At 27.0% G+C, this 23,084-nt stretch carries 22 protein-coding genes; 7 read left to right on the forward strand and 15 right to left on the reverse strand.

Translation table 11 applies throughout. From position 1 onward, the window contains the following. Positions 1-8: 8 nt before the first annotated feature. The 7 genes from X275_RS06760 to X275_RS06790 are packed head-to-tail and all read right to left on the reverse strand — an operon-like array spanning position 9 to position 7,733. Positions 9-1,058, reverse strand: coding sequence for a galactokinase (locus tag X275_RS06760; protein ID WP_047268125.1), 1,050 nt, complete (start codon positions 1,056-1,058; stop codon positions 9-11). Continuing rightward, on the reverse strand, positions 1,055-2,014 hold the full coding sequence (gene galT, locus X275_RS06765; RefSeq protein WP_047268126.1) for a galactose-1-phosphate uridylyltransferase: 960 nt from the start codon (positions 2,012-2,014) through the stop codon (positions 1,055-1,057). The genes X275_RS06760 and galT overlap by 4 nt, the downstream gene beginning before the upstream one ends. After that, on the reverse strand, positions 2,007-3,653 hold the full coding sequence (locus X275_RS06770; protein ID WP_052913707.1) for a glycoside hydrolase family 36 protein: 1,647 nt from the start codon (positions 3,651-3,653) through the stop codon (positions 2,007-2,009). Before X275_RS06770 ends, galT begins: the two co-directional genes overlap by 8 nt. An 8-nt stretch (positions 3,654-3,661) precedes the next feature. Continuing rightward, positions 3,662-4,480 carry a carbohydrate ABC transporter permease gene (locus tag X275_RS06775; RefSeq protein ID WP_047268127.1) on the reverse strand — a complete coding sequence of 273 codons (819 nt, stop codon included), beginning with the start codon at positions 4,478-4,480 and terminating at the stop codon, positions 3,662-3,664. Then, positions 4,477-5,406, reverse strand: coding sequence for a carbohydrate ABC transporter permease (locus X275_RS06780; RefSeq protein WP_175419572.1), 930 nt, complete (start codon positions 5,404-5,406; stop codon positions 4,477-4,479). Before X275_RS06780 ends, X275_RS06775 begins: the two co-directional genes overlap by 4 nt. A 54-nt stretch (positions 5,407-5,460) precedes the next feature. Beyond that, the gene (locus X275_RS06785; RefSeq protein WP_047265253.1) at positions 5,461-6,711 is read right to left on the reverse strand and encodes an ABC transporter substrate-binding protein; all 1,251 of its coding nucleotides are present in this window, start codon (positions 6,709-6,711) and stop codon (positions 5,461-5,463) included. 26 nt (positions 6,712-6,737) lie between these two features. Further along, a complete protein-coding gene (locus X275_RS06790) occupies positions 6,738-7,733 on the reverse strand; it encodes a LacI family DNA-binding transcriptional regulator (protein WP_047265254.1) in 996 nt (331 codons plus the stop codon). A gap of 239 nt (positions 7,734-7,972) precedes the next feature. On the opposite strand from X275_RS06790, the gene X275_RS06795 reads away from it, so the two are divergent. Beyond that, positions 7,973-8,653 carry an AzlC family ABC transporter permease gene (locus X275_RS06795; RefSeq protein ID WP_047265255.1) on the forward strand — a complete coding sequence of 227 codons (681 nt, stop codon included), beginning with the start codon at positions 7,973-7,975 and terminating at the stop codon, positions 8,651-8,653. Positions 8,654-8,675: 22 nt separating this feature from the next. Next, a complete protein-coding gene (locus X275_RS11910; protein ID WP_442914799.1) occupies positions 8,676-8,939 on the forward strand; it encodes an AzlD domain-containing protein in 264 nt (87 codons plus the stop codon). A 123-nt stretch (positions 8,940-9,062) separates the two neighbouring features. Here the strand turns inward: X275_RS11910 and X275_RS06805 are convergent, their stop codons facing one another. The 3 genes from X275_RS06805 to aglA are packed head-to-tail and all read right to left on the reverse strand — an operon-like array spanning position 9,063 to position 14,099. Then, positions 9,063-11,261, reverse strand: a complete 2,199-nt coding sequence (locus tag X275_RS06805) for a hypothetical protein (RefSeq protein WP_047268128.1) — start codon at positions 11,259-11,261, stop codon at positions 9,063-9,065. A gap of 39 nt (positions 11,262-11,300) precedes the next feature. After that, on the reverse strand, positions 11,301-12,650 hold the full coding sequence (locus tag X275_RS06810; protein WP_047268129.1) for a hypothetical protein: 1,350 nt from the start codon (positions 12,648-12,650) through the stop codon (positions 11,301-11,303). Between the two features lie 12 nt (positions 12,651-12,662). Continuing rightward, positions 12,663-14,099: an alpha-glucosidase AglA gene (gene aglA / locus X275_RS06815; protein ID WP_047265276.1), complete on the reverse strand. Its 1,437-nt coding sequence runs from the start codon at positions 14,097-14,099 to the stop codon at positions 12,663-12,665. A gap of 348 nt (positions 14,100-14,447) precedes the next feature. Between aglA and X275_RS06820 the strand changes: the two genes are divergently transcribed. From X275_RS06820 to X275_RS06840, 5 genes are read left to right on the forward strand one after another with little or no spacing between them, the layout of a single operon-like run. Further along, a complete protein-coding gene (locus X275_RS06820; protein ID WP_047265277.1) occupies positions 14,448-15,437 on the forward strand; it encodes a LacI family DNA-binding transcriptional regulator in 990 nt (329 codons plus the stop codon). Between the two features lie 2 nt (positions 15,438-15,439). Next, a complete protein-coding gene (locus X275_RS06825) occupies positions 15,440-16,690 on the forward strand; it encodes an ABC transporter substrate-binding protein (RefSeq protein ID WP_047268130.1) in 1,251 nt (416 codons plus the stop codon). 4 nt (positions 16,691-16,694) lie between these two features. Continuing rightward, positions 16,695-17,573: a carbohydrate ABC transporter permease gene (locus tag X275_RS06830; RefSeq protein ID WP_047268131.1), complete on the forward strand. Its 879-nt coding sequence runs from the start codon at positions 16,695-16,697 to the stop codon at positions 17,571-17,573. Next, positions 17,570-18,388: a carbohydrate ABC transporter permease gene (locus tag X275_RS06835; RefSeq protein ID WP_047268132.1), complete on the forward strand. Its 819-nt coding sequence runs from the start codon at positions 17,570-17,572 to the stop codon at positions 18,386-18,388. The genes X275_RS06830 and X275_RS06835 overlap by 4 nt, the downstream gene beginning before the upstream one ends. Positions 18,389-18,398: 10 nt before the next feature. After that, complete coding sequence (locus X275_RS06840; RefSeq protein WP_047265281.1) at positions 18,399-19,283, forward strand: glycoside hydrolase family 130 protein; 885 nt, start codon at positions 18,399-18,401, stop codon at positions 19,281-19,283. A 20-nt stretch (positions 19,284-19,303) separates the two neighbouring features. Here the strand turns inward: X275_RS06840 and X275_RS06845 are convergent, their stop codons facing one another. The 5 genes from X275_RS06845 to X275_RS06865 all read right to left on the reverse strand — a co-directional run bounded on the left by X275_RS06845 (position 19,304) and on the right by X275_RS06865 (position 23,019). Beyond that, positions 19,304-19,669, reverse strand: a complete 366-nt coding sequence (locus X275_RS06845) for a NifB/NifX family molybdenum-iron cluster-binding protein (protein ID WP_047265282.1) — start codon at positions 19,667-19,669, stop codon at positions 19,304-19,306. 92 nt (positions 19,670-19,761) lie between these two features. After that, the gene (locus X275_RS06850; RefSeq protein WP_047265283.1) at positions 19,762-20,319 is read right to left on the reverse strand and encodes a riboflavin synthase; all 558 of its coding nucleotides are present in this window, start codon (positions 20,317-20,319) and stop codon (positions 19,762-19,764) included. After that, on the reverse strand, positions 20,304-21,365 hold the full coding sequence (ribD, locus tag X275_RS06855; RefSeq protein WP_047268133.1) for a bifunctional diaminohydroxyphosphoribosylaminopyrimidine deaminase/5-amino-6-(5-phosphoribosylamino)uracil reductase RibD: 1,062 nt from the start codon (positions 21,363-21,365) through the stop codon (positions 20,304-20,306). The genes X275_RS06850 and ribD overlap by 16 nt, the downstream gene beginning before the upstream one ends. 4 nt (positions 21,366-21,369) lie before the next feature. Further along, positions 21,370-21,834 carry a 6,7-dimethyl-8-ribityllumazine synthase gene (gene ribH / locus X275_RS06860; protein ID WP_047268134.1) on the reverse strand — a complete coding sequence of 155 codons (465 nt, stop codon included), beginning with the start codon at positions 21,832-21,834 and terminating at the stop codon, positions 21,370-21,372. Then, complete coding sequence (locus tag X275_RS06865; RefSeq protein WP_047265286.1) at positions 21,835-23,019, reverse strand: bifunctional 3,4-dihydroxy-2-butanone-4-phosphate synthase/GTP cyclohydrolase II; 1,185 nt, start codon at positions 23,017-23,019, stop codon at positions 21,835-21,837. Between the last annotated feature and the right edge of the window lie 65 nt (positions 23,020-23,084).

Consider the following 23,084-nt stretch of genomic DNA (forward strand, 5'->3'; position numbering starts at 1 on the left):
TATATTATTTATTCAATTTTATCAACACCATTTGAACTTTCTACCTTAAAATAATGGAGTTTTATGTTAAATTTTTTTTCATATTGATAGGATAAATCATTAATATAGTATTCGATTTTATTCTTTTTAGAAAGAATCAAAACAGAACCGCCAAACCCCCCGCCAACAATTCGAGCTCCGCATATTTTATTTTTTAAATATTCAACGATAAAATCTATTTCTTCACAGGAGACTTCGTATAAATTTTTTAAACTTTCATGGGATTCAAATAAATATTCTCCTATAATTTCAATATTCCCCATTTTTAGAGCATCTACAGTTTTTAATACTCTATTATTTTCGTCAAGAATATGTTTTGCTCTTTTATATAAAATATTATCCAGAAAATATAGATCATCATATGACACATCTTTAAAAGTTTTTTTGTTTAATTTTTCAAGTACCAGATTACATTGCTTTTTTCTAATATTGTATTCTGTGTTTCCTAATTCATGTTTCACCCCGGAATTTATAATATAAAAATTATAATCTTTTAAATTTAAGGGGATATATTCATATTTTTTTGTGAATGTATCTATTAGTAAAGCATTTTTTTCTTTTGAGAGAGCAGAAGCATATTGATCCATAATACCGCAATTTAAACCAATATATTGATTTTCAACTTTCCATGAAATTTTTGCTATCTCTTCTTTTGTTAAATTTAAATTAAATATGTCATTAATGGCATATGCAGAAACAATTTCCAGAGCAGCAGAACTGGAAAGCCCTGCACCAATTGGTAATGTTGAATCAATATGAAATTTCATAGGAGGTATATCAGAATACTTTTTTTTGATTTCTAGTATAATACCAATAATATAATCTGCCCAAGTATTAGTTTTTCTTAATTCGTTTATGGATATTTCTTGATTTAAATTTTTTGAATGAAATAAAAATTTATCTGATTTTTTTATATCTAAAAAAATATATTTATTTATTGCAAAAGGTAATACATATCCATCATTATAATCAGTATGTTCTCCTATTATATTAATTCTTCCTGGAGCTTTATATTTCATTTTATCTCCACCTTTATATTTTTCAATTGTTCTGCCGCCTTTTCAGGATCAACAGGGTTTATAAAAGCCCATGTTCCACTTTCTACACTGGCAATCCATTTTATTAAATTCGGACCTCTCATTGGAGAGATAAATTCTACATGGAAATGAAAGAAATGTGTACTCTTGTTTATATTAAAAGGTTTTTGAAAAAACATCATCATATAAGGAAATGGAGTATCAAATAATTTATTATATTTATTTGTAATAACTTTTAGAACAAGGGCGAATTCTTTCTTTTCTTTGTTTGATAATTCATAAATTGTTTCAATATGTCTTTTTGGATAAATGTGTACTTCATATGGATAACGAGCGTAAAAAGGAACTAAGGCAATAAAATTTTCTGTGTCATATATGATTCTTTCATTTATTTTAATTTCTTCTTTGATAATTTCACATATAGTACAGGTTTTCTTTTCAACATACCATTTTTCCATGGATTGCATTTTTGCTTTTATTCTTGGAGGCAAAAAAGGAAATGCATATAATTGTCCGTGAGGGTGTGGCAAAGTAGCTCCAACTTCTTTCCCTTTGTTTTCAAAAATAAATATATATTTTATAAAGTCATATTTTGAAAGTGTTAAAGTTCTATCAGCCCACATATTTATTAATTTTTCAATTTGTTTTATTGACATTTTGGATAACTCAGAATTATGTTCTTTGGTATATACAATAACTTCACAAAAACCTTGAGATTTCTCTTTAATTAAAACTTTACTTTTATTTTCAATTTCCGGTGCATCTTTTTTTAATGCCGGAAATCTATTTTCAAAACTTACTAAATCATATTCAGCAGGTAACTCTAATACCCCAGGACAAATTGGGCAGCTATTTTCAGGAAGATTTGGCCTTTTTTGCCGTGAGGAGGATATCATTACCCATTCATCAGTAATGGGATTATATCTTCTTTCAAACATTATTATCACTCTTTTCGCTGTAATAATAGAATAATCTTTTATCATTTTTTAATTCTATAGTTTTTTCCAATTCTGGATATTCTATATCTGAAAAAATTTTATATTCAATATTGTTTAAATTTATCTTTATATTTATTCTTCCATAAAATGGTAAGTAAGATATTATTTCGTATTCGTTATTAATATTCATTAATCCTTTAACACTATATGTTCCATTTCTAAACTTTAAGGTTTTGAAATATATATCTTTTTTTAATTCTTTTGATAAATTATCACATTGTATAGTCATATTATTTAAAAAACTTGATACATAAGCATGCATTTCAACTATTTTACTATTTAATCCGGAGTTTTTTGTGTTTAATAATAAACAACCTGGATTATTCCACCACCATTTTTCATTCATGAAAAATTTAGAAATTGTATTTTTTAACGAATAAACATAGGGGGATACAAAGTCATAATCATCAATATTACAATGTGGCGATGTTCCTATTTCCATTCCATCTACATAATTAAATGAAGGCAATAAGGGAGCTTTACAGCCTAAAATAAAATTATCTTTTAAACTTTCTTTTATAATTTTCATACCAATATGATAGGCTTCAATAGGAGTAACATTTAAATATCTTTTTCCTGGAGTAGCTCCAGAGAATAAAAAATCAATTTTAAAATATTGTATTCCATTATTTTTTAAATACAAAAATGTTTTCTTGATATATTCTTGTGCATCAGGGTGAGTTGTATCTAAAGCGTATATTTTTTTGTTAAAATAAATATAAGCCACTTTTGGTAAATTATTTTCATCTTTTATTAACCATTCTTTGTGTTTTTTGAAAATTTCTGATGTCTCTGATATGCTAAATGGCGCTAACCATAAACCTGTAATATATCCGTATTTATTAATAGTTTTAGATATTTCGGAAATTTTTGGAAATGAATCTTTAGGTATCCAATCTCCAATATCTTTTTGCCATGAATCATCTAATTGAAAAACATCATATTTAAAATCTTTTGATAATTCAAGATTTTTTAAAATATTATTCCATTTAAATTTTTTTAAATATAAATATTTCGAGGACCATACAACAGGCTTCCATTTGGAAAATTTAATATTGTTTTCAGCTTTTACATAATCTGCATAAATTTCCAGAAGTTTTTCTAAAGGCATATTTTCTAAATAAATAAAGGATTCAATATTTGTAAAATCTTCAAAAATTTTATCAAAATAATCAAGATATCCGATAACTTCGTTGTTTTTAATAATGAAAAATGGGTGTGCAAATTTTGAAGTCAAAAATCCATATAAAGCATTTTTTTTACCTAAAAAATAATCAGAAACAATACTTTCCTTAATTAATTCTGAAAAGATATGATTACAACATTCTGACCTTTTCATATGAGATGTATAATATTTATCTGTATCAATAACTTTTGAACTTCCCGAACTTTGCCAGTTATTTATAAATAAAAATCTGTCGCCAATATCTCTAAAAATTTCAATTCGACCAGGTTTTCCCTTTATTTTTCCTCTAACAATAAATCCTTCGGGGATTTTTTCTATATAAAATCTAAGTATATAATTGTTATTTTTAATCTCTAAAAAATGATCGATATATTTTATATTAAATATATTCATAAAACCACCTATCCTTTTACTGACCCGGCTAAAAGACCTTTTATAAAATATTTTCCAAGTGCAATATATACAATAAGTGTTGGTAAGGCAGCAATTAAAGCACCTGCCATCTGTATGTTCCATTCAACAACCTGACTTCCTGCTAAGTTAACAAGAGCTACGGTTATAGGTTGCTTGGCAGGATTACTGGTAACTGTTACTGCAAATAGAAATTCATTCCATATATTTGTAAATTGCCAGATAGCAACGACAACAAAACCTGGTAGTGAGATTGGCAATAAAATTTTTGTATAAACATCATATAGGTTTGCACCATCAATAGAAGCGGCTTCTATTAATTCATCAGGGACTTCTTCATAATAATTTTTAAACATAAGTGTTGTGATTGGTATACCATAAATTACATGTATTATAATTAACGCAGGAATTGTGCCATATAGCCCAATTTTCTGAAAAAATTGTATTAAAGGAAATAAAACACTTTGATAAGGGATAAACATACCGAATAAGATAAGTGCAAAAATGAGATTTGAAAATTTAAATTTTAATTTAGAAAGAGCAAATCCATTTATAGACCCTAAAAAAGCTGATATAATTGTTGCCGGTATTGTTAAATAAAAACTATTTTTCATATTTGGAGCTAATTTCTTAAATGCACCAATAAATCCGTCAAAAGAAAAATGTTTTGGGAAATTCCACATAGTAGCGATGGAAATTTCACTTAATGGTTTAAAACTTGTTATTAAAGTGACATAAAATGGCGTAATAAAAAATAAAGATACTAATATCAATATTATATATGAAATAGATATTTTAATTTTTGTCATGAACTCACGCCCCTTCTAAGGGAATAATAAAGGTATGGAATAATAATTATTGCAACCATTAATAACATAATAACAGATATAGCAGAACCCATAGCATATTTATTAGATCTAAATGTCAATTCAAACATATAAATAGCTGGAACATCTGTGACATTATTTGGACCGCTACCTGTCATGGCATATATTAAATCGAAAATTTTTAAAGATACATGTCCTAGAACAATCATAGCACTTAATGTAATTGGTTTTAACAAAGGCATTTTTATTTTCCAGAATATATAATTTTCATTTGCTCCATCAACCCTTGCTGCTTCCAGTATTTCTTCTGGAATAGCTTTTAAACCTGCTAAATACATGGCCATAATATAACCGGACATTTGCCATATTGCTGCAATAATAACAGGTATTAAAGCAAAATTAAAGTGATAAATACTTTCGGAACTGGTATACCACAACCATTGCAAATTTTCTAATCCGAAAATTTTTAATAATAAATTTATTCCCTGCGGGTCTTTTGGAATATTTCCAGGAGCGAATATCCAGCTCCATACTGTTCCTGTAACAACAAAAGCTATAGCCATAGGAAATAAAAATAAATTTTGAAAAAATCTTGAACCTTTAATTCCTTTATCAATCATATTAGCCAGGAACAGTCCAAGACTTATGGAACCAAAAATAAAAAAGAGTGTAAAGTATAAAGTATTCCATAAATCTGTTTGAAAACGTTCATCCATAAAAATTCTTTGATAATTTCTAAATCCAACAAATTTATATATTCCCCTTAATAAACTACCAAAACTATTCCAATTGGAAAAAGACGTTCTTATTGTCAAAAAAATAAAATAATATACAAATATACCTATTAATATTAATGATGGAAGTATAATAAAAAAGCCAATTTTAGATTTTCTTCTTTGAATGCTCATATTTTCACCACCTTATTTTATAAAACCCGGTTCTAAGAACCGGGTTTTACATTATTACTCAGTTACATAACCTTCATCTTCAGCAGCCCACATTATATCTCTTAATGTATTGGAAATATTTTTCTTTACAAGGAATCTATTAAGAGCATCATTTAAACCTGTAACAAAACCTTCTGGAGCAGCAGACCCATGAATAATTGAAGGTACAACAGATACAGTAGCGAAATCATTCATTGACCATGTCAAATATACATCATATTTAGATTTATCTGCATCAATTCTTGCAGGGATAGATCCTTTTATAGGATTGAAAATATCCTGAGCTTCTTTTGTAGAGATGAATTTTAACCATTTTAATGCGTTTTCCCTATGAGGTGCATTTTTAGGTAACCCAAATGTATCAGAAATAAACATAAATGCATTAGATGTTCCAGGAAGAGCAAACCAACCAAAATCGACACCAGGAGTCCAACCTAAAGTTTTAAAATAACCTTCTTCCCAATCGCCCATTACATTAAATAAAGCTTTTCCTTCAAAAACCAGCCTTCCAGCATCCTGCCAGGTTAATGCAGAGTGATCTCTATTAAAGAAAGGTATTAATCTTTCTAAAAGAACAAGAGACATTTCCATTTCAGGCGAATTAAATGAAGTTTTTCCTTCAAATAATCCCTTATAACTTTCTGGACCATAAAGTGATAACATAATATTTTCAAATAAATGTGTTGTAGTCCATTTGTTTTTATCACCTAAAGCTAAAGGAATATATCCAGCAGCTTGAGCTCTTTTTAAAGCATCAAAAAATTCAGCCCATGTTGTTGGTTCCTTTGTTAATCCTAATTTTTTGAATATTTTTTTGTTATAAAATACTACATTCCCTCTATGTACATTTACGGGTATAGAATAAACTTCACCTTGATAGCTGACTATTTTCATAACATCTTTAGGGAACTTATCATATACTCCCCATTCTTTTAAATAATTTGTCAATGGTTCCATTAATCCAGGAATTACATAAGTATCAGTCAATTCCATACCAGCATGAACCTGGAAAGAATCTGGAGGATTTCCTCCAAGCATACGTGTTTTCAAAACGGCTTTTGCATTTGTTCCTGCACCACCAGCTACAGCGGCATTAATAATATTGATATCTGGATAATACTGATTAAATCTTGCAAATAAGGCCATTAAACCTTCTTCTTCACCACCACCAGTCCACCAACTGAAAATTTCCAAATCATTTGATGCAGCAAAAACACTAGATACAACTAATAAAAGTGCTAATATACCCAAAACAAACTTTTTCATAAATACACCCCCTGTTTTTAAGATATCTATGTAGTTTTCCTCTGTATTAATTCAACATCAAGAATTATTTTTTCCCCTTTTTTTGTTTTGTTATTTATTTTATTTAAAAGCATATGAAAAGATTTATAGCCTAATTCAAATTTTGGTATTCGAATGGTTGTTAAATCAATAATTGATGAATATATTATGTCATCGTATCCAACTATCTTTATGTCATCTGGTATATTGAAACCTTTTTCTCTTAAGGCTTTTAGAGCACCAAAAGCTAAAATATCATTGAAACAAAATATGGAATCAAAAAAGATTTTTTTATTTATAATTTCAATTGTTTTTTTATAAGCTGCATTTACATCTTCATCAATCTCAAAAATTAGCTTTTCATTTATTGTTAACTTAAATTCCTCAAAGGCTTTTTTATAACCCAAAAATCTAGAATAAGATACAAAATTATGATTTTTCACACTTAAAAAAATAATATTTTTCCCACCACTTTCGATAAGATGTTTTGTAGCAATATACCCTCCTTTTACATCATCTGCATAAATTTCATCAGCGTCAATACTTTCAAAATGATCGCCTAATATTACATAAGGTATTCCCAGTCGCATAATATCTTTAAATTTTCTATTTGCGCCTCTTACTGGACTTAGGATTATGCCATCTACTCTTTTTTCTGCCATTATTTTTAAAGCTTTTTTTTCAACATTATAATCTTTTTCAACATCCATTAAAATTAAACTATAATTATTTTCTTTTGTAGCTTTTTCTATTCCTTTTAAAACTTCAACAAAAAAAGGATTAGTTATATCTTTGAAAAGAACACCAATTGTTTTTGTTTTTTTATTGCGCAAAGAACTGGCAGTTACATTTTTAACATATCCTAACTCTTTTGCTATTTTTAATATATTTTTTTTTGTTTTTTCATTTATATCAGGTTTATTATTTAAAGCTCGTGAAACTGTATTTATAGAAACTCCTGCAATATTTGCAATATCTTTAATTGTAATTTCTTTTTTTTTCATATTTATCACCCCGAAAATTTATTACCCCAATTATCGGTAACGTTACCGATAACGTTACCGATAATATTAAAACATATTTAACATAGAAATCAAAAACAGATTATCCCTTATTAAACTTGATTATAATATAAGATAACTATTTATAGTTTTTTATTAATATAAATTAAACATTTTTAATTTATATTTCTTCCTGATTTAAATTATGGTATAATAAAAAAAATATTTAGGAGTCGTTTAACATGAAAGAATTTATTAGAGGATTAAAAGATGGAATTCCCATTTCTATAGGTTATATTACAATAGCAATTGCTTTTGGAATTTTAGTAAAGACATATAATTATCCACGATATGTTGGATGGCTTATGTCTTTAATGGTATTTGCCGGTGCTAGTCAATTTGTTGCAGTTGAAATGTTAAAAAATGCTTCTATTTTTGAAATTGTTATAACAACTTTTTTTCTTAATCTAAGACATATATTAATGTCTTCTACTATTGCTACAAAATCTGAAAAAAATAAATATTTCTATTTTCTTTCTTTGGGTATCACTGATGAAACATTTTCTATAGCTTATTTTAATAATAAAAATAGAATTACCTTTAATTACTTTTTTGGATTAATATCAATATCATATCTGGGTTGGAATTTTGGTACTTTAATAGGGTTATTATTTTCATCAACATTTAATACTACGCTAAAAAATAGTATGGGAATAGCATTATATGCAATGTTTTTGAGTATTTTAATTCCAAATATAAAAAAATCATATTATGAATTTTTAAGCGTTATAATTTCTATCATTATTTATATAATTGTAAGAAATTATCTTCCGAAATATTTTAGTATAATTATTGTATCTGTTATTATATCCTTTATCTTTGCATATTTTGAAAAACACATAGGGAATGATATTAATGAATAAATATATTATAACTATTATATTAATGAGTATTGTTACTTTGATTCCCAGAATTGTTCCTTTTTTTATTGCTGAGAAATTGACTTCTAATTCTTTTTTAAAAAAATTTTTTAAATATATCCCGTACACAATTTTAGGGATGTTAATTATTCCCGATATTTTTTATTCTACAGGAAATATTTTTTCTGGTATTATTGGTTTTATCACTGCACTTATACTATCTTTTTTAAACATGAATTCAATAATTGTAATATTTATCACCGTCTTAGTTGTTTATCTTATTCAATAATATTAATTAAATAATAAAAAAGCCTTTCAAAAATTCTGAAAGGCTTTTTTACTTTGATTTTTATATTATCCTAATGTTTTCCATTATGTCTTTTAATTATGTTATTTTACAAAATATTATGAATTAATTTTGTTTTATAGTAATAGCAAAAATATGCATGGTTGGTTTCTTGGGAAGATAAATATATTTGATTTTTTTATTCTTTAATAAAAACTTGTTTAAATAAATTTTAGGATTCAAATTTTCTTTTATACCAATACCATTATATCTATATTTTGTATCAATAACGATATTTTCATTAAAAATAGGTTGCTGGCACCAATCAGAAAAACTAAGTATTTCTTCTTGAAGTGTTCCATCAGTATATTCAATAATAAGTTTTGCTTGGTAATTTCCGTGATCAGATGATCCTAAAATATATAAAGTATTTCCAATTATATTTTTTAGTTCTAATTTTTGCCCAACTGCTATTAAATTATCTAAACCTTGGATTTTTATTTTAAATAGTATGTTGTTATATTTTAATATATTATTAGATAAATATTTTTCAATTTCCTCTGCAGGATATTTAGCACCGAAAACTCCATCTGGATTGTCAAAGTTTCCTTCTTTCCTTTCTGAAAATTCTACAATACCATTATTATTAAAAATATTATCTAAATTTGCAATATAATAGTTATCCTTCTTTATAAAATCTATTTTTATATTTAATAAGTCTTTTTTATATGAAATATCATCACTATTATATGAAATAATTCTATATTCATTATTTAAAATCTCAAAAAATTCATTTTTTACTTTAACAACAAATTTGAATTTTTTTGGAATAATCAATATTTGATCCAGATATAACGTTTCTTTAGGAGTTATCGAAATTGTTAATTTACCTTTTTCAAGTTCAATAGGAATAAAAATTTTATTATTTACTATTATTTTATTTTTACCGGAATATATTTTTATTTTTGAATCAGGAATTTTTCCTATTAAATATATATAATAGTTTCCTGAAATATTTATATATGTTTTCAAGGCTATTTTTTCATTGGTTTTAATCTGTATATTATTTGTATTTTCTAATTCAAATGAATAAATTCCATAATCCATTTTTTCAGCTTCTAAAAGCAAAGAATTTCCATTGTCTATAGTTTTTGAAAAATAAAATTTTTCAAAAGTTTTTGGTAATTCATTCAATCTTTCTAAAGAAATTAGATATGACACAGTTGATTCTGCACCAGCATTTTGATTAATATAAACAGAATGCATGCCATCGAATCCTTCTCCGTTTTTGCCGGTAAAAGGAGAGTTTAAATGGTTATTCCCATTATAAAAAGAACCAAATAAAAATGCTTTAACAGCATAAATATCTTCTTTTGTCACAAGATATAGTTTTGATAAAGTAGAAATTATTGTTTCTAACCCATAAGATAAATATGGATATTTTTTTATATAATCTTTTATTTCATATACAGGTCCAATTGAAAGTAGTAAATCATAAAAATCGACATATTTTTTTACAGAATTTAAATATTTTATATTTTTTGTAATTTTATAAACTTCAATGAGAGCCTCACCCTGTCTTGATCCCCATGTATGCCATAAATAACGATTATTATCAGAACTTTCGTTATAAGAGCCGCTAAAAGGTCCATTTGATATTTGTGTTTTTAATATTGAATCAGCTATGTTGATTATATAATTTAAGTCACTATTGTTTGGGTACTGATTATAGTAAGCGGATAATCCTAATAAAAAAATTGAAGACACATCGGAACTTTTATTTAATAAATAATTAGAATCCAGTTTTTTTAATAAAAAAGATTTGGCCTTTTTAGCAGAATTTATCAATTTTTTATTAAATAAATCATCAGGAAATACATTTATAGCATTACTCAAAGCCCAAAAAGCCCTTGCAGCCCACCAACTTCCTGATTTTTTACTTGTTATTCCATATTTGTTTATATTTCCATTTTTTAAAATGAAATTGTAGAAATCACCATCAAAATCTTGCATAGAGATGACAAAATTTAAAGCTTCTTTAGCTCTTTGATAATAAAAATCATTTTTATTTGTTTTGTAAAGATCTGTATAAAGTATAGCAACTCTTGCAACATCATCTACACAGGTAACGCCTTCACCGATAGCTTCTTTATGTACATATTTTTGACCATATTTATCGGCGTATATCCAATATCCAACTACATTTTTATCGTTTATCTTAAAGGTATCTCTTAAAAATTCGAGATGTGAGAAATTTAATTCAATTGAAAATAAATTTAAAGAGAAAAATACGATAAAAAAAAGAATTATGTATTTATTTTTCATATTCACCCTCCAAAAAAGGGCACGTTAAGTGCCCTTATATTATTTTTCGATTACATGAATTCCTTGAATTTCAGCAGAACGTTTTTCTAAAAAGTTAATAGCTTCTGTTGTATCACGAGATTGGAAAATAGAATAATACCTATTATACTTTACAACATCTCCAGCTTTAAATTTAGCCATCCAGTATTTTCCAACATTTTCTTCAGAATACGGTGGAAAAACACCTTTAGTTGCTTTATAATTATCCATTTCACCTGGTAACCATCTGAAAATACCATCTCTGAATTCTCTACTTTCATAGAACCAAAAATCATGGAAAACAAAGTCTTTTAAATTGGAATATACAACAGGTTTTTCTGGTAATATTTCTGCTGCACCAATTCCATATTTTGGTGAGAAATTAGCCCTCCAATTTTCCTCAGAAACAAAAGCATATGTTGCTCCCCACCATAAAGGTTTCATGGAATCAATAGCAGAAAATTCAATATATGGTTTTCCGTTTACGTATTTTATAGCATTTCTTTGTGACCAATAATCTAAAGGCGTTCCATTTATTTGTTCAGCCCATACCATTCTTCTAAATAATGGAAGAATATGTAAAGCGTTATCATCAACGCTTGTGATAGGTGATGTAGCCATGACCTGCAATTTCATTATGTCAACATAGTTTGTAAAAGAAAATGTATTTTCAACTAATACATCACCAGTTTTAAAAATATATGTTACCATATGTTGATTTAATCCTGGTAGCAATCGGGAATATAAATCAGAAATAACTGTTACTGCAATAGGACCAGCATCCAAAACTCTAACTTTTTCAATAGATAGGCCAGATGAAGTCATTTCTACATGTTTTCCTAATTTTCCATTGATATAGAAAGTGCTTCCAGACCAGCCAGCTATTCTTGCAGTTCCTAATTCGTTATATATATTTCCTTTTATATCTTTATATCTAACGAAGTTTGCCAAACCATATTTATTTATTTTTATATCAAAGTCTTTTGAAGTGATTAAATATTCATCGTTATTTTTTTCAATAGAAAAATAAGGATTGAAATTCATTAAATCCATATTTGAGTCATCTGAAATGATGATTTTAGCAGTTTTTTTAAACGTGAATAACAATACATCGTCAGAAGATATACGTTTGTTGCCGTCTATATCATCGATTTGATAAGGTAAATAATTTCCGTTTTCATCAACAACTCTGATAGAATACCAATTAGCTTCGAAATCTTCACCAACAATATCAAGCATTTTTGAAAAAGAAATTTTATAAGGTACTTCCATCCATGTCATTTGATTAGCACGTACTTCAATGACCTTTTCTTCTGCCATTACAAAAATAGTCAAAATAACAACTAAAGTCAAAAATACAAATTTTTTCATAATATACCCCCTTTAATATTTGTAATGTTCTTTCATTTTTTTATTTTCAGGAAGACAAATAATTTCTTTTAAAACATCTTTTACTTGTTCATAAGAATGAGTCCTTCTATCTCGAATTAAAAATTCTTCAAGAAGTTTAATATCACCAGTTAAAAATGCTTCAAGAGCCATCTCCATTCGTATCATTCTAGGATAAAGATAATAATATAAAATTCTTTTATTTAACTTAGGAAAAATTTTTTCAGGATGAATTCCATTTTTATTTACCTTAACTGGAACTTCAACAGCGACATTTTTGGGGATATTTTCAATAATGTTTGAGTTCATTATATTTAACACAAGGCGAACTTCCTTATTATTTACAATAGCATTTATAAAAGGAATATGTTGTTCTTTGCTTAAAGAATTTGGATTCAATATATTTTTCATTTCTTCTTTAAAATGCGATTGTAATTTATATCTTTTTAAAGAGATTTCTAATAATTTTGAAAAATCTTTTTCCGGATTTTCTGTAACTAACCTTGATAAGTATTTAATAGTTTTTGTTACTTCTTCAAGCATGTTTTGATACCATTTCCAGCCTAATTCTGAATCAGCACCACCCCAAGGTATACCATACCATTTTTTCTTATCTTCAAAAGTGTAATGATATTTCCAAGAACTATTCCTAACAGTATCACCAATTGGAAATAAACCATAAAAGTTATACATATCAATGGCTGCCGGACTCAACTGATCATTAAACGGATGTTCTGGATTATATTGGTAGTTTTCTTCTATCCATTTTTCCAATAAAGGATAAGCATTTTTCCCATTATATTCAAATTTATTTAACCATATAGCATGATTAAAGCCAGCGACTTGCCATGATACTTTATTTTTATCGATATTCAAATTTTTAATAATATCTTCAATACCATAGTGGCCATGGCATATCCCTATTATTTTTATAGAAGACTCTCTTGAAATTAGTGTAGTTATTTCAAAAACAGGATTAGCACCTTGTATTAACCAAGCATTGGGTGAAAATCTTTCCATAAGTTTTGCAACAGTAAGAGCAAAACTTAACTGGTTGTAGTTAGAGATTGTAAAATAATCAGAAACCATATTAAATTCTTGAGAATCAATACCTCTATAATACCCATATTTTTCACTAATACTTCTAACTTTTTCTAAATATTTGTGTCCACCAACCATTGCTGTATTAATGACAAAATCTGAATTTTTAATTGCTTCTTCTAAAATAGAAGTCTTTTTAAAATTAATAGATGCATTCAATTTATTAGCAATTTCATTTGCTAATAAATATATAGCATTTAATCTTTCTTCATCAATATCCATTAAAGTTATTTTACTATTTGACAACTCATTTGTTTTACATATATCACTTATAAGTTTCATTGAAAAAACAGCACTTCCAGCCCCGATTATACTAATATTCACACTCATAAAACTCACCTCAAAATGAAGATATCCGTATTTCTATTTTAGTTAAGCGCTTACACATTTGCATTATATAATATAAATTCATTTATTCAAAACATATTTTAAGCTGAATATTAGTTTTTAGAAGATATTATAATTAAAAATCGTTTATTACGATAGAATTTCTTTTATTTTTATAAATTATAAAAATAATAAAAAATTACAATGAAAAATTAGAATTCCTTTGATAATAATACGTAAGATACTATAAAAAACTATAATCAATATTAACTAGTCATTTTCAAATTTTTGTATTTTAATTATCTATGATATTATATTATTAGTTAAGCGCTTACACAACGAGGTGATAATATGGCAACAATAGAAGATGTTGCAAAGTTGGCTGGAACATCAATTGCAACAGTTTCTCGTGTATTAAACAATAAAGGAAAATTTTCAGAAAAAACAAAAATAAAGGTTTTAAAAGCTGTTGAAGAACTTAATTACAAACCTTCGAGTCAAGCAAAACATTTAGCAAAGGTAAAATATGGTTTTAAAATAGGAGTTTTAATTAGTAATAGAATAAAAAATATATTAGAAAAAAGAAAAAATGAATATGGTGAAATGGATTTTTATTCTACAGTGTTAAAAGGAATATACGATGGAGCAAAAGAAAATAAAGCTGAAATAAGATTAATGACTTTTGATGAATTTATAAATCAAAAAAAAATATGCGATGGTATACTGATTTTGGGTTCAGATAAAATTCCATTTGAGATTTTAGATTGCAAGATACATAAAGTTTTGATTGATAATTATATTATGGGTAAAAAAATAAATGCAATAATTTCAAATGGTTTTGATGGAGCATATTATGTTATAGATAAGATGATAAAAAGAGGGTATAAAAAAATTGTACATGTACACGGATCTTTAGAATTTTATGGTTTTAGGAGAAGGTTTGAAGGATATGAATTGGCAATGAAAAATAGTAATTTACTGCCTATAACTTATGAAGTTGCAGAAACTCAAAATTCTATAAATTATATTATAGATTTAATCTTATCAAAAAATCCAGAAATAATTTTCACATCAAATGATCCAATTGCTGTAATGATTATAAATATTTTGAAAAAAAAGAAAATTAGAATACCTGAGGACATACAAATAATAGGGTTTGATGATATTGTATTTTCCTCAACAGTTGAACCATCATTATCTACAGTAAAAGTTTTTAAGTATGAAATGGGAAATGTTGCATTGGAAAGAGTTATTGAACTTATTAATGGTAAAAATTTACATCCGTACGTAACTTCATTATTTACCGAATTTATAGAAAGAAAATCTACAAAGGGGGTTTGAAAATGAAAAAGTTATTATTCGTTTTATTCTTAACATTAATTATTATGTCATTTGCAAAAACAAAAATAGTATTTTGGACAGCGCCTAATCCTAATCAAGAAGCATATTGGAAAAAGTTAGTTTCAGAGTATGAAAAATTAAATCCGGATATAGATATAGAATGGACTACTATTCCAGCAGCTGGAAGCTCTGAAGAAGCAATTTTAAGTGCTATAGCTTCGGGAAGAACACCTGATATATGTACTAATATTTTTTCTGGTTTTGCAGCACAATTAATTGAATTAGATCAACTGGTTGAATTAAGTAAATTACCTGGTTTTGATGAGGTAGTTTCACAAAGAAAAATGAATGATATTATAAAAGGTTGGAAATTTATGGGTAAAAGTTATGTTTTACCTATATATTCAAATCCTATATTAATGTGGTGGCGAAAGGATATATTACAGGAATATGGATTTAAAAAACCTCCTAGAACGTATTCTGAAATTTATGAACTTTCAAAAAAATTTGTTGTTCCAAAAGAAAAATATACTATGAGAGTAGTTGCAGGGAGAAATTGGTGGGATAGATGGTTTGATTATATTACTTATTATTATGCTGCAAGTGAAGGAAAACCTTATATAGATTTAAAAAAGTATCGTGCAGTATATAATAACGACGCGGGGATAAAAGTAGCTAAGTTTTTTGAAACAATGTTTAAAAATAAATGGACAGCTGTTGATTTAGGTAATGCTCCTTTATATAACGGTGTGATAATTGGAAGTTTAAAAGGTCCATGGGAAATACCATATGCAGAAAATCAGTTCCCAGAAATAATAAAAAATATTACTATAACTCCACCAGTAGTTCCAGATAATTATCCAAATGACAAACCTATTTACACTTTTGCAGATACTAAAGGATTAGTTATATTTAAAAGTTCCAAACATCAAAAAGAAGCATGGGATTTTGTAAAATGGGTATATTCTAATCCGGAAAATGATAAATTATGGTTAGAAATGACAAAGATGCCACCTGCAAGGTCAGATTTGCTAAAGAATCCACTTTTTAAAGATTTTTTTGATAAAAATCCTTTAGCTGCTGAGTATGCAAAATATGTTGGATATGCAATACCTCCAGCTTTAATTTCGAAAACAGTAGATGTGCAGGATGAAATGACTTATAGTTTAATAGAACCTATTATGTATGGAAAAGCAAATGCAGAAGATGCTGTAAAAAATTCTGTGAAAAAAATTAATAGAATAATATGGTGATTATATGACAAAAAATATAAGAAAAAGAGAAGCCCGAAAGGGGCTTCTTATATCCTCAACATACCTTGTATATGCGGCTATTTTTTGGGGATATCCATTTGTATGGCTTGTAATTTTAGCTTTTTCCAGATGGCGATATGTAGGCTCCCCCAGATTTGCAGGTTTTAGAAATTTTTTAAGAGTATTATATGATCCTATATTCTGGAAAGCTTTTTTTAATGTATTAAATTTTTTAATGTATTATATTCCCATTGTATTAATTTTTTCTTTATTGTTTGCATTGGCTTTGAGTAAAATAAAATATGGGAAAACATTTGTAGCCTTATCCTTTTTAGTAGCAAATATATCTTCTGGTGTAGCTTATTCAATAATGTTTTCTAAATTGTTTGCTGAAAATGGTCCTTTAAATCAGATAATCTATAAATTATTCAATACAACTATTCCATGGTTTACAAGTCCTCAATTAGCAATGTTTTCCATTTCATTAATTGTTGTATGGAAATTTATAGGTTATTATGGTTTGATATTATATGCTGGTATAATAAGTATTCCAAACAATATATATGAAGCTGCAGAATTAGATGGAGCAAATAAATATGTTAAATTTTTTAAAATAACATTGCCACTGTTAAATCCCTCAATAGTTATGGTTTTAGTTTTTGCAATATCATTATCTTTTGGGATATTTACTGAACCATATATGATTACAGGTGGTGGTCCCATGAGAAGTACTTTAATGCCAATGATGGTAATGTATACATCAGCCTTTCAAAAGTTGGATCCAACATATGCAGCAACAATGTCTATATTTACTGCTATATTTAGTTTTGTCATTATCTGGATAACAAGAAAATTATTGGAAAGAGAAGTTGATATAGTATGAAAAAAATACGTGTTATAATTTTTCATATAATAATGTTTTCATTGTCATTATTATGGCTATATCCATATATCTGGCTATTTATGTCCTCTCTAAAGCCTTCAAATGAAATATATACAAGATTTTGGCCAACGCATTTTACATTAGAGCATTTTAAATTTATATTAGAAAGTGCAAAAAAAATGCAAAGACCTTTTATACGTGCGTTTTTTAATAGTTTGTTTATTTCATTAACTGTAACTATTTCTGTTGTGTTAACATCAGCAATAATTTCTTATGCATTAGCTAAGCTAAGATTTAGAGGTAGAGATAAAATATTTGATTTTCTAATTTTTCAAATGGTATTTCCCGGATTTATGTTTACTATTCCACTTTATATTTTGATAAGAAATTTAGGATTATTGAATACTTATTCTGCTCTTATATTACCAAGTTTAATGAGCGGATGGGGAATTTTTATGTTAACACAGAGTTATAGAAGTACTCCAAATGATTATATTGAGGCTGCAAAAATGGATGGCGCTACTGATTTATGGATAATTTTTAAAATAATGATGCCTTTAAATAAATCAGCACTTTCTATAATTTCATTATTTACATTTATAGGTATATGGGATAATTTTATGTGGCCATTAATTGTAATGAAGGATTATAATAAAATGCCATTGTCTGTTTTATTGGCAAGTTTTAATCATGAATATGGTGCATATATTGGTCCAATATTAGCAGGTTCTGTTATACAAACTATTCCTATGGTCATTCTGTTTTTAATATTTAGAAAATACTTCTTACAAGGAATTTCAATTACATTAAAGTGAGGTGTTTTAATTGGAACTAAAATTAAAAAGGCATCCATTAAATCCGTTATTTTCACCAAACCCAAATCATTTGTGGGAATCAAGATTTGTATTTAATCCAGCAGTAGTATATGACGGAGATTTGTTTCATATGCTATACAGAGCACAAGGTGAAGATATGGTATCAAGGATAGGATATGCTGTTAGTACAGATGGAATACATTTTAACAGAATGGAAAAACCCGTATTTGAACCTGAAGATATAAGTGAGATGTATGGTGTTGAAGATCCGAGGTTAACTTATATTGATGGGAAATATTATATGTGTTACACAGCATATTCACCCACTAATATAAGTGTTGCTTTAGCATCAACAACAAATTTCTTTAATTGGGAAAGATATGGAATTGTTTTGCCAGAATCTCCAAATAAAGATGCTGGAATTTTATCAGAGAAAATAAATGATAAATATGTAATGTTTCACAGATTGGAACCAGACATTTGGTTAGCTTTCTCAGATGATTTAGTTCATTGGGGTGATTATATAAGTATTGCTAAACCCAGAGAAGGTTATTGGGATGATTTAAAAATAGGTATAGCTGGGCCACCATTAAAAACAGAATACGGATGGTTGTTGCTTTATCATGGGGTTCAAAAAGCTCCACGAAATATTTATAGATTAGGATTTATGTTGTTAGATCTGGAAGATCCAACAAAAGTTTTAAAGAGAAGTGAAAAACCTATATTAGAGCCAGAAGAACCATGGGAAAAGTTTGGTGGAGTACCTATGGTAGTATTTTCTGATGCAATGGTAGAATATAATGATCAATATTATATTTATTACGGGGCTGCTGATAATTATATTGCATTAGCCACTATAACAAAAGAAGAAGTTTATAAATGGATTAAAGAATAAGGCCCATAATGGGCCTTATATTAATGATTATGAAATTTTTCTTTTACTTCATATTCTCTATCAAATAGCTTTTGTTCTTTTAAATCATTTATAATTTCTTCAACAGTTCCATCAGCACCTCTAATTACATGAATTCCGAGTTGTTCGAAAAATGTAATTGCTCTTCCTCCAATCCCTCTGGCTATAAGAAGACTAATACCTTCTTTATGCAAGTAATTTGGTATATCCCCAGGTCCATGTTCTTCTAAAGGATTTTTTATTATACTTAATTTGTACTCACCATTTTCCTTGAGAATAATAAAGGCAAAGTATGGTGCATGTCCAAAATGTTCGCTGATTTTAGAATTTTTTCCATCATCGTTTAATACAGGAATCGCTATTTTCATTATTTCCCTCCTTGACATATATGTTTTAAATATATATTTCAATTAATATTATAAACTGATTTTTTTATTTTTATATGAGAATAAAATAACAATTATATTTCAATTTCTTTTACATAACGAGCAATTATATCTATTTCATAATTAACAAATTCATTTATTTTCAAATATCGTAGGTTTGTATTTTTATATGTATGTTCTATTACCTGTATTTCAAACGAATCCAGATCTTTTTTTGCAATCGTTAAACTAATACCATTAATTGTAATAGCTCCTTTGTTAGCAATAGCCCATTTTTCTGTTGGGATTTTAAATTTCATCCAGTATGTATTTGAAGATTTTTTAATACCTAAAAATTTGATTATTCCATCAACATGCCCGGTAACAATATGCCCACCAAGAAAATCAGTTAATCGCAAAGCCCTTTCGAGATTAACTATTTTATTATTGTAATATTTTAAATTTGTTTTTATATATGTTTCCTCGCCTATTGAAAAATAAAGTTTATTATTATCAATTCTTTCTACAGTTAAGCAAACACCGTTAATAGCAATGCTTTCGCCTAATTGAACATCTTTAAAGGGATTATCTATAATAACTGATTTATTTGCAATGCGAATTTTTGCTAGTTGTTGTATTATTCCTGTAAACAAGGTATCAACTCCCAATATATATTATTATCAATTTTTTTACTTTTAACAGGTTTGAATTTTATAGAATCTTTTATATTATTAATTTTTAATTTATTGAAAGGAGAAATGCCGTTACCAATAATCTTAGGAGAATAAAAAACATGAATTTTATCGACAAGATTATTTTTTAAAAATAAGGATAGAATTGTCGCACCACCTTCAACTAAAATGCTGTCTATTCCTTTTTCATATAAAATATTCAATATCTTATTTATATTTGTTTCATTTATTATCTCCGTATTTTTATGTTTTGGAGCAACTTTAAGAATAGAAAAAATTATATTTTCTCCTTTTTCAGTAAAAATATTTAAATTTTTATTATAAAAAATTCCTTCTTTATCTAAAATAATTCTTATCGGTTTTCTTCCGTTTTTTATTCTGCAGGTTAATTTTGGATTATCATATATTAATGTATTGGCTCCAACCAAAATTGCTGAATAATAATTCCGCAATTTATGAACTAATTTTCTTGATTTTTCATTGGATATCCATTTTGAATCAAAATTTTTCGAAGCGATAAAGCCATCCATAGTCATTGCGAATTTTAGGGCAATAAAAGGCCTTTTTTTATTAACGTAAGTAATAAAAATCTCATTTAATTCTTTTATTTCATTTTCTAAAATACTGAATTTTACATTTATTCCATTTTCTTTTAAAATTTTTACTCCATTTCCGTTGACTAATGGATTAGGATCTAACATCCCTATATAAACTTCTTTGAAGCCTTCTTTTGCCAATCTGTTTGCACAAGGTGGGGTTTTTCCAAAATGAGAACATGGTTCTAAAGTTACATACATTGTAGCTCCTTTTATATCAATCTTTTTTTCTTTAGCATTATCAATAGCTACAATTTCCGCATGTCTTCCACCATAGTATTCATGATAACCTTTTGATATAACTTTTCCATTTTTTACTATAATAGCTCCAACTAAAGGATTTGGGTTTACTTTTCCAATTCCTTTTTTAGCCTCTTTTATTGCTAATTTCATAAAATATTCATGATTCATAAAATCACTCTTTCAAGATTTTATTCAGATTAGCCATTTCTAATGCTGCCATTGCAGCTTCAAATCCCTTATTTCCTGCTTTAGCACCTGATCTATCTATGCTTTGTTCAAGCGTTTCTGAGGTTACTATTCCAAAAGTAATTGGTACATCAGACATCAAATTCAATTGAGCAATTCCTTTTGAAACTTCATTAGATACAACTTCAAAATGATATGTTTCACCTCTAATTACCACACCTAAAGCTATAATTGCATCGTAATTCTTTTTTATTAATTTTTTTACTACAAAAGGAATTTCAAAAGCACCTGGAACTTTAAAAATATCGATATTATTTTCTTCTACATTATGCCTTTTTAAAGCGTCCAGAGATCCATCTAATAATTTTTCAGAGAAAAATGAATTGAATCTTGAAACTACAATGCCAAATTTCAAATTCTTTCCATCAAAGATTCCTTCTATAACCTTCATTTATATTTCCTCCTTTATTTTAATTTTATGATTCATTTTTAACTTTTTAATTTTTAAGTAAAACTTGTTTTCTGGAGTAATTTCTCCAATATGCGTATCCATATTTTTTACATTAATTCCGTATTTTTTTAATTGTTTAACTTTATCTGGATTATTTGTCATTAAAATAATATTTTTAATATTTAATGATTTTAATATTTGAGCAGCTATAGCATAATCTCTATTATCGGCTGGCATTCCAATTTTTAAATTAGCTTCTACTGTATCCAAACCATTATCTTGTAATTTATATGCTTTTATTTTATTAGTAATACCAATATCTCTTCCTTCCTGTCTTAAATATATTATTAATCCACTACCTATATTATTTATTTTTTGCATGGCTAAATGTAATTGGCTACCACAATCGCATTTTTTTGAATTTAATACGTCGCCAGTTACACATTCTGAATGAATTCTAACTAATAAAGGGTTATTATTTAAATTGCCTTTATATATTGCAAAATGTTCTTTTTTATCAAAATTATTTTCAAAACCAATAATTTTAAAGTTTCCAAATTTTGTAGGTAGTTTGGCTTCTGTAATAGGTTTAACATATAAGTTGTTTTTTACTGTTTCAATAACTATATCTTCTACAGAAATTATAGGTATTTTGAATTTTTTAGATAATGATTTTATGTAATTAAAGTTATGGGAGTTTCCATTTTCATCTAAAATTTCGATTAAAGCTGCGAAAGGTTTAAATCCTAATAGTTTCATTAATTCAACGGAACTTTCAGTATGTCCTTTTCTTTTATTAATACCGATGCTTCCTAAAAGTTGAACATGACCAGGATATTTATAGTCATTTATAGTAGTGTTTTCTGTAATAGATTTTATAGTCTTTGCACGCTCATATGAAGAAATTCCTGTTACATTTTTTTTATGATCAATAGTTATGAAATAATTTGTATTTAATGCATCCATATTGTTAGATGGAAGTTTAAAAAAACCTTTTTGGATAAGATAAATTTCTTCAGCTGCTAAGCATAATAATCCCTTTCCTTGAGATACCATGAAATTAATAATATCGCTATTTGCTAATTCTGCTGGAAAAATAAAGTCAGCTTCTATTTCTTTTTTTTCATCCCAAATAATTATTGGTTTGCTTGATTCGAAAGTTTTAATTATATTTTTTTTATCCATAAATTCTCCTCCCAATAACAAAATTGCCCTGGATTTCTCCAGGGCATGATTTTTTATTACTATTG

This window comes from Marinitoga sp. 1197 (assembly GCF_001021165.1).
Lineage (GTDB): Bacteria > Thermotogota > Thermotogae > Petrotogales > Petrotogaceae > Marinitoga.

What these genes read in the sequence shown, in the direction of transcription:
- X275_RS06830 (WP_047268131.1), top strand. Translation starts at nt 16,695, where the DNA reads ATGACAAAAAATATAAGAAAAAGAGAAGCCCGAAAGGGGCTTCTTATA.
- X275_RS06845 (WP_047265282.1), bottom strand. Translation starts at nt 19,669, where the DNA reads ATGAAAATAGCGATTCCTGTATTAAACGATGATGGAAAAAATTCTAAA.
- X275_RS06810 (WP_047268129.1), bottom strand. Translation starts at nt 12,650, where the DNA reads ATGAAAAAATTTGTATTTTTGACTTTAGTTGTTATTTTGACTATTTTT.
- X275_RS06795 (WP_047265255.1), top strand. Translation starts at nt 7,973, where the DNA reads ATGAAAGAATTTATTAGAGGATTAAAAGATGGAATTCCCATTTCTATA.
- aglA (WP_047265276.1), bottom strand. Translation starts at nt 14,099, where the DNA reads ATGAGTGTGAATATTAGTATAATCGGGGCTGGAAGTGCTGTTTTTTCA.
- ribH (WP_047268134.1), bottom strand. Translation starts at nt 21,834, where the DNA reads ATGAAGGTTATAGAAGGAATCTTTGATGGAAAGAATTTGAAATTTGGC.
- X275_RS06770 (WP_052913707.1), bottom strand. Translation starts at nt 3,653, where the DNA reads ATGAATATATTTAATATAAAATATATCGATCATTTTTTAGAGATTAAA.
- X275_RS06785 (WP_047265253.1), bottom strand. Translation starts at nt 6,711, where the DNA reads ATGAAAAAGTTTGTTTTGGGTATATTAGCACTTTTATTAGTTGTATCT.
- galT (WP_047268126.1), bottom strand. Translation starts at nt 2,014, where the DNA reads ATGTTTGAAAGAAGATATAATCCCATTACTGATGAATGGGTAATGATA.
- X275_RS06780 (WP_175419572.1), bottom strand. Translation starts at nt 5,406, where the DNA reads ATGAGCATTCAAAGAAGAAAATCTAAAATTGGCTTTTTTATTATACTT.
- X275_RS06760 (WP_047268125.1), bottom strand. Translation starts at nt 1,058, where the DNA reads ATGAAATATAAAGCTCCAGGAAGAATTAATATAATAGGAGAACATACT.
- X275_RS06805 (WP_047268128.1), bottom strand. Translation starts at nt 11,261, where the DNA reads ATGAAAAATAAATACATAATTCTTTTTTTTATCGTATTTTTCTCTTTA.
- X275_RS06790 (WP_047265254.1), bottom strand. Translation starts at nt 7,733, where the DNA reads ATGAAAAAAAAAGAAATTACAATTAAAGATATTGCAAATATTGCAGGA.
- X275_RS06865 (WP_047265286.1), bottom strand. Translation starts at nt 23,019, where the DNA reads ATGGATAAAAAAAATATAATTAAAACTTTCGAATCAAGCAAACCAATA.
- X275_RS06820 (WP_047265277.1), top strand. Translation starts at nt 14,448, where the DNA reads ATGGCAACAATAGAAGATGTTGCAAAGTTGGCTGGAACATCAATTGCA.
- X275_RS06835 (WP_047268132.1), top strand. Translation starts at nt 17,570, where the DNA reads ATGAAAAAAATACGTGTTATAATTTTTCATATAATAATGTTTTCATTG.
- X275_RS06825 (WP_047268130.1), top strand. Translation starts at nt 15,440, where the DNA reads ATGAAAAAGTTATTATTCGTTTTATTCTTAACATTAATTATTATGTCA.
- X275_RS11910 (WP_442914799.1), top strand. Translation starts at nt 8,676, where the DNA reads ATGAGTATTGTTACTTTGATTCCCAGAATTGTTCCTTTTTTTATTGCT.
- ribD (WP_047268133.1), bottom strand. Translation starts at nt 21,365, where the DNA reads ATGAATCATGAATATTTTATGAAATTAGCAATAAAAGAGGCTAAAAAA.
- X275_RS06775 (WP_047268127.1), bottom strand. Translation starts at nt 4,480, where the DNA reads ATGACAAAAATTAAAATATCTATTTCATATATAATATTGATATTAGTA.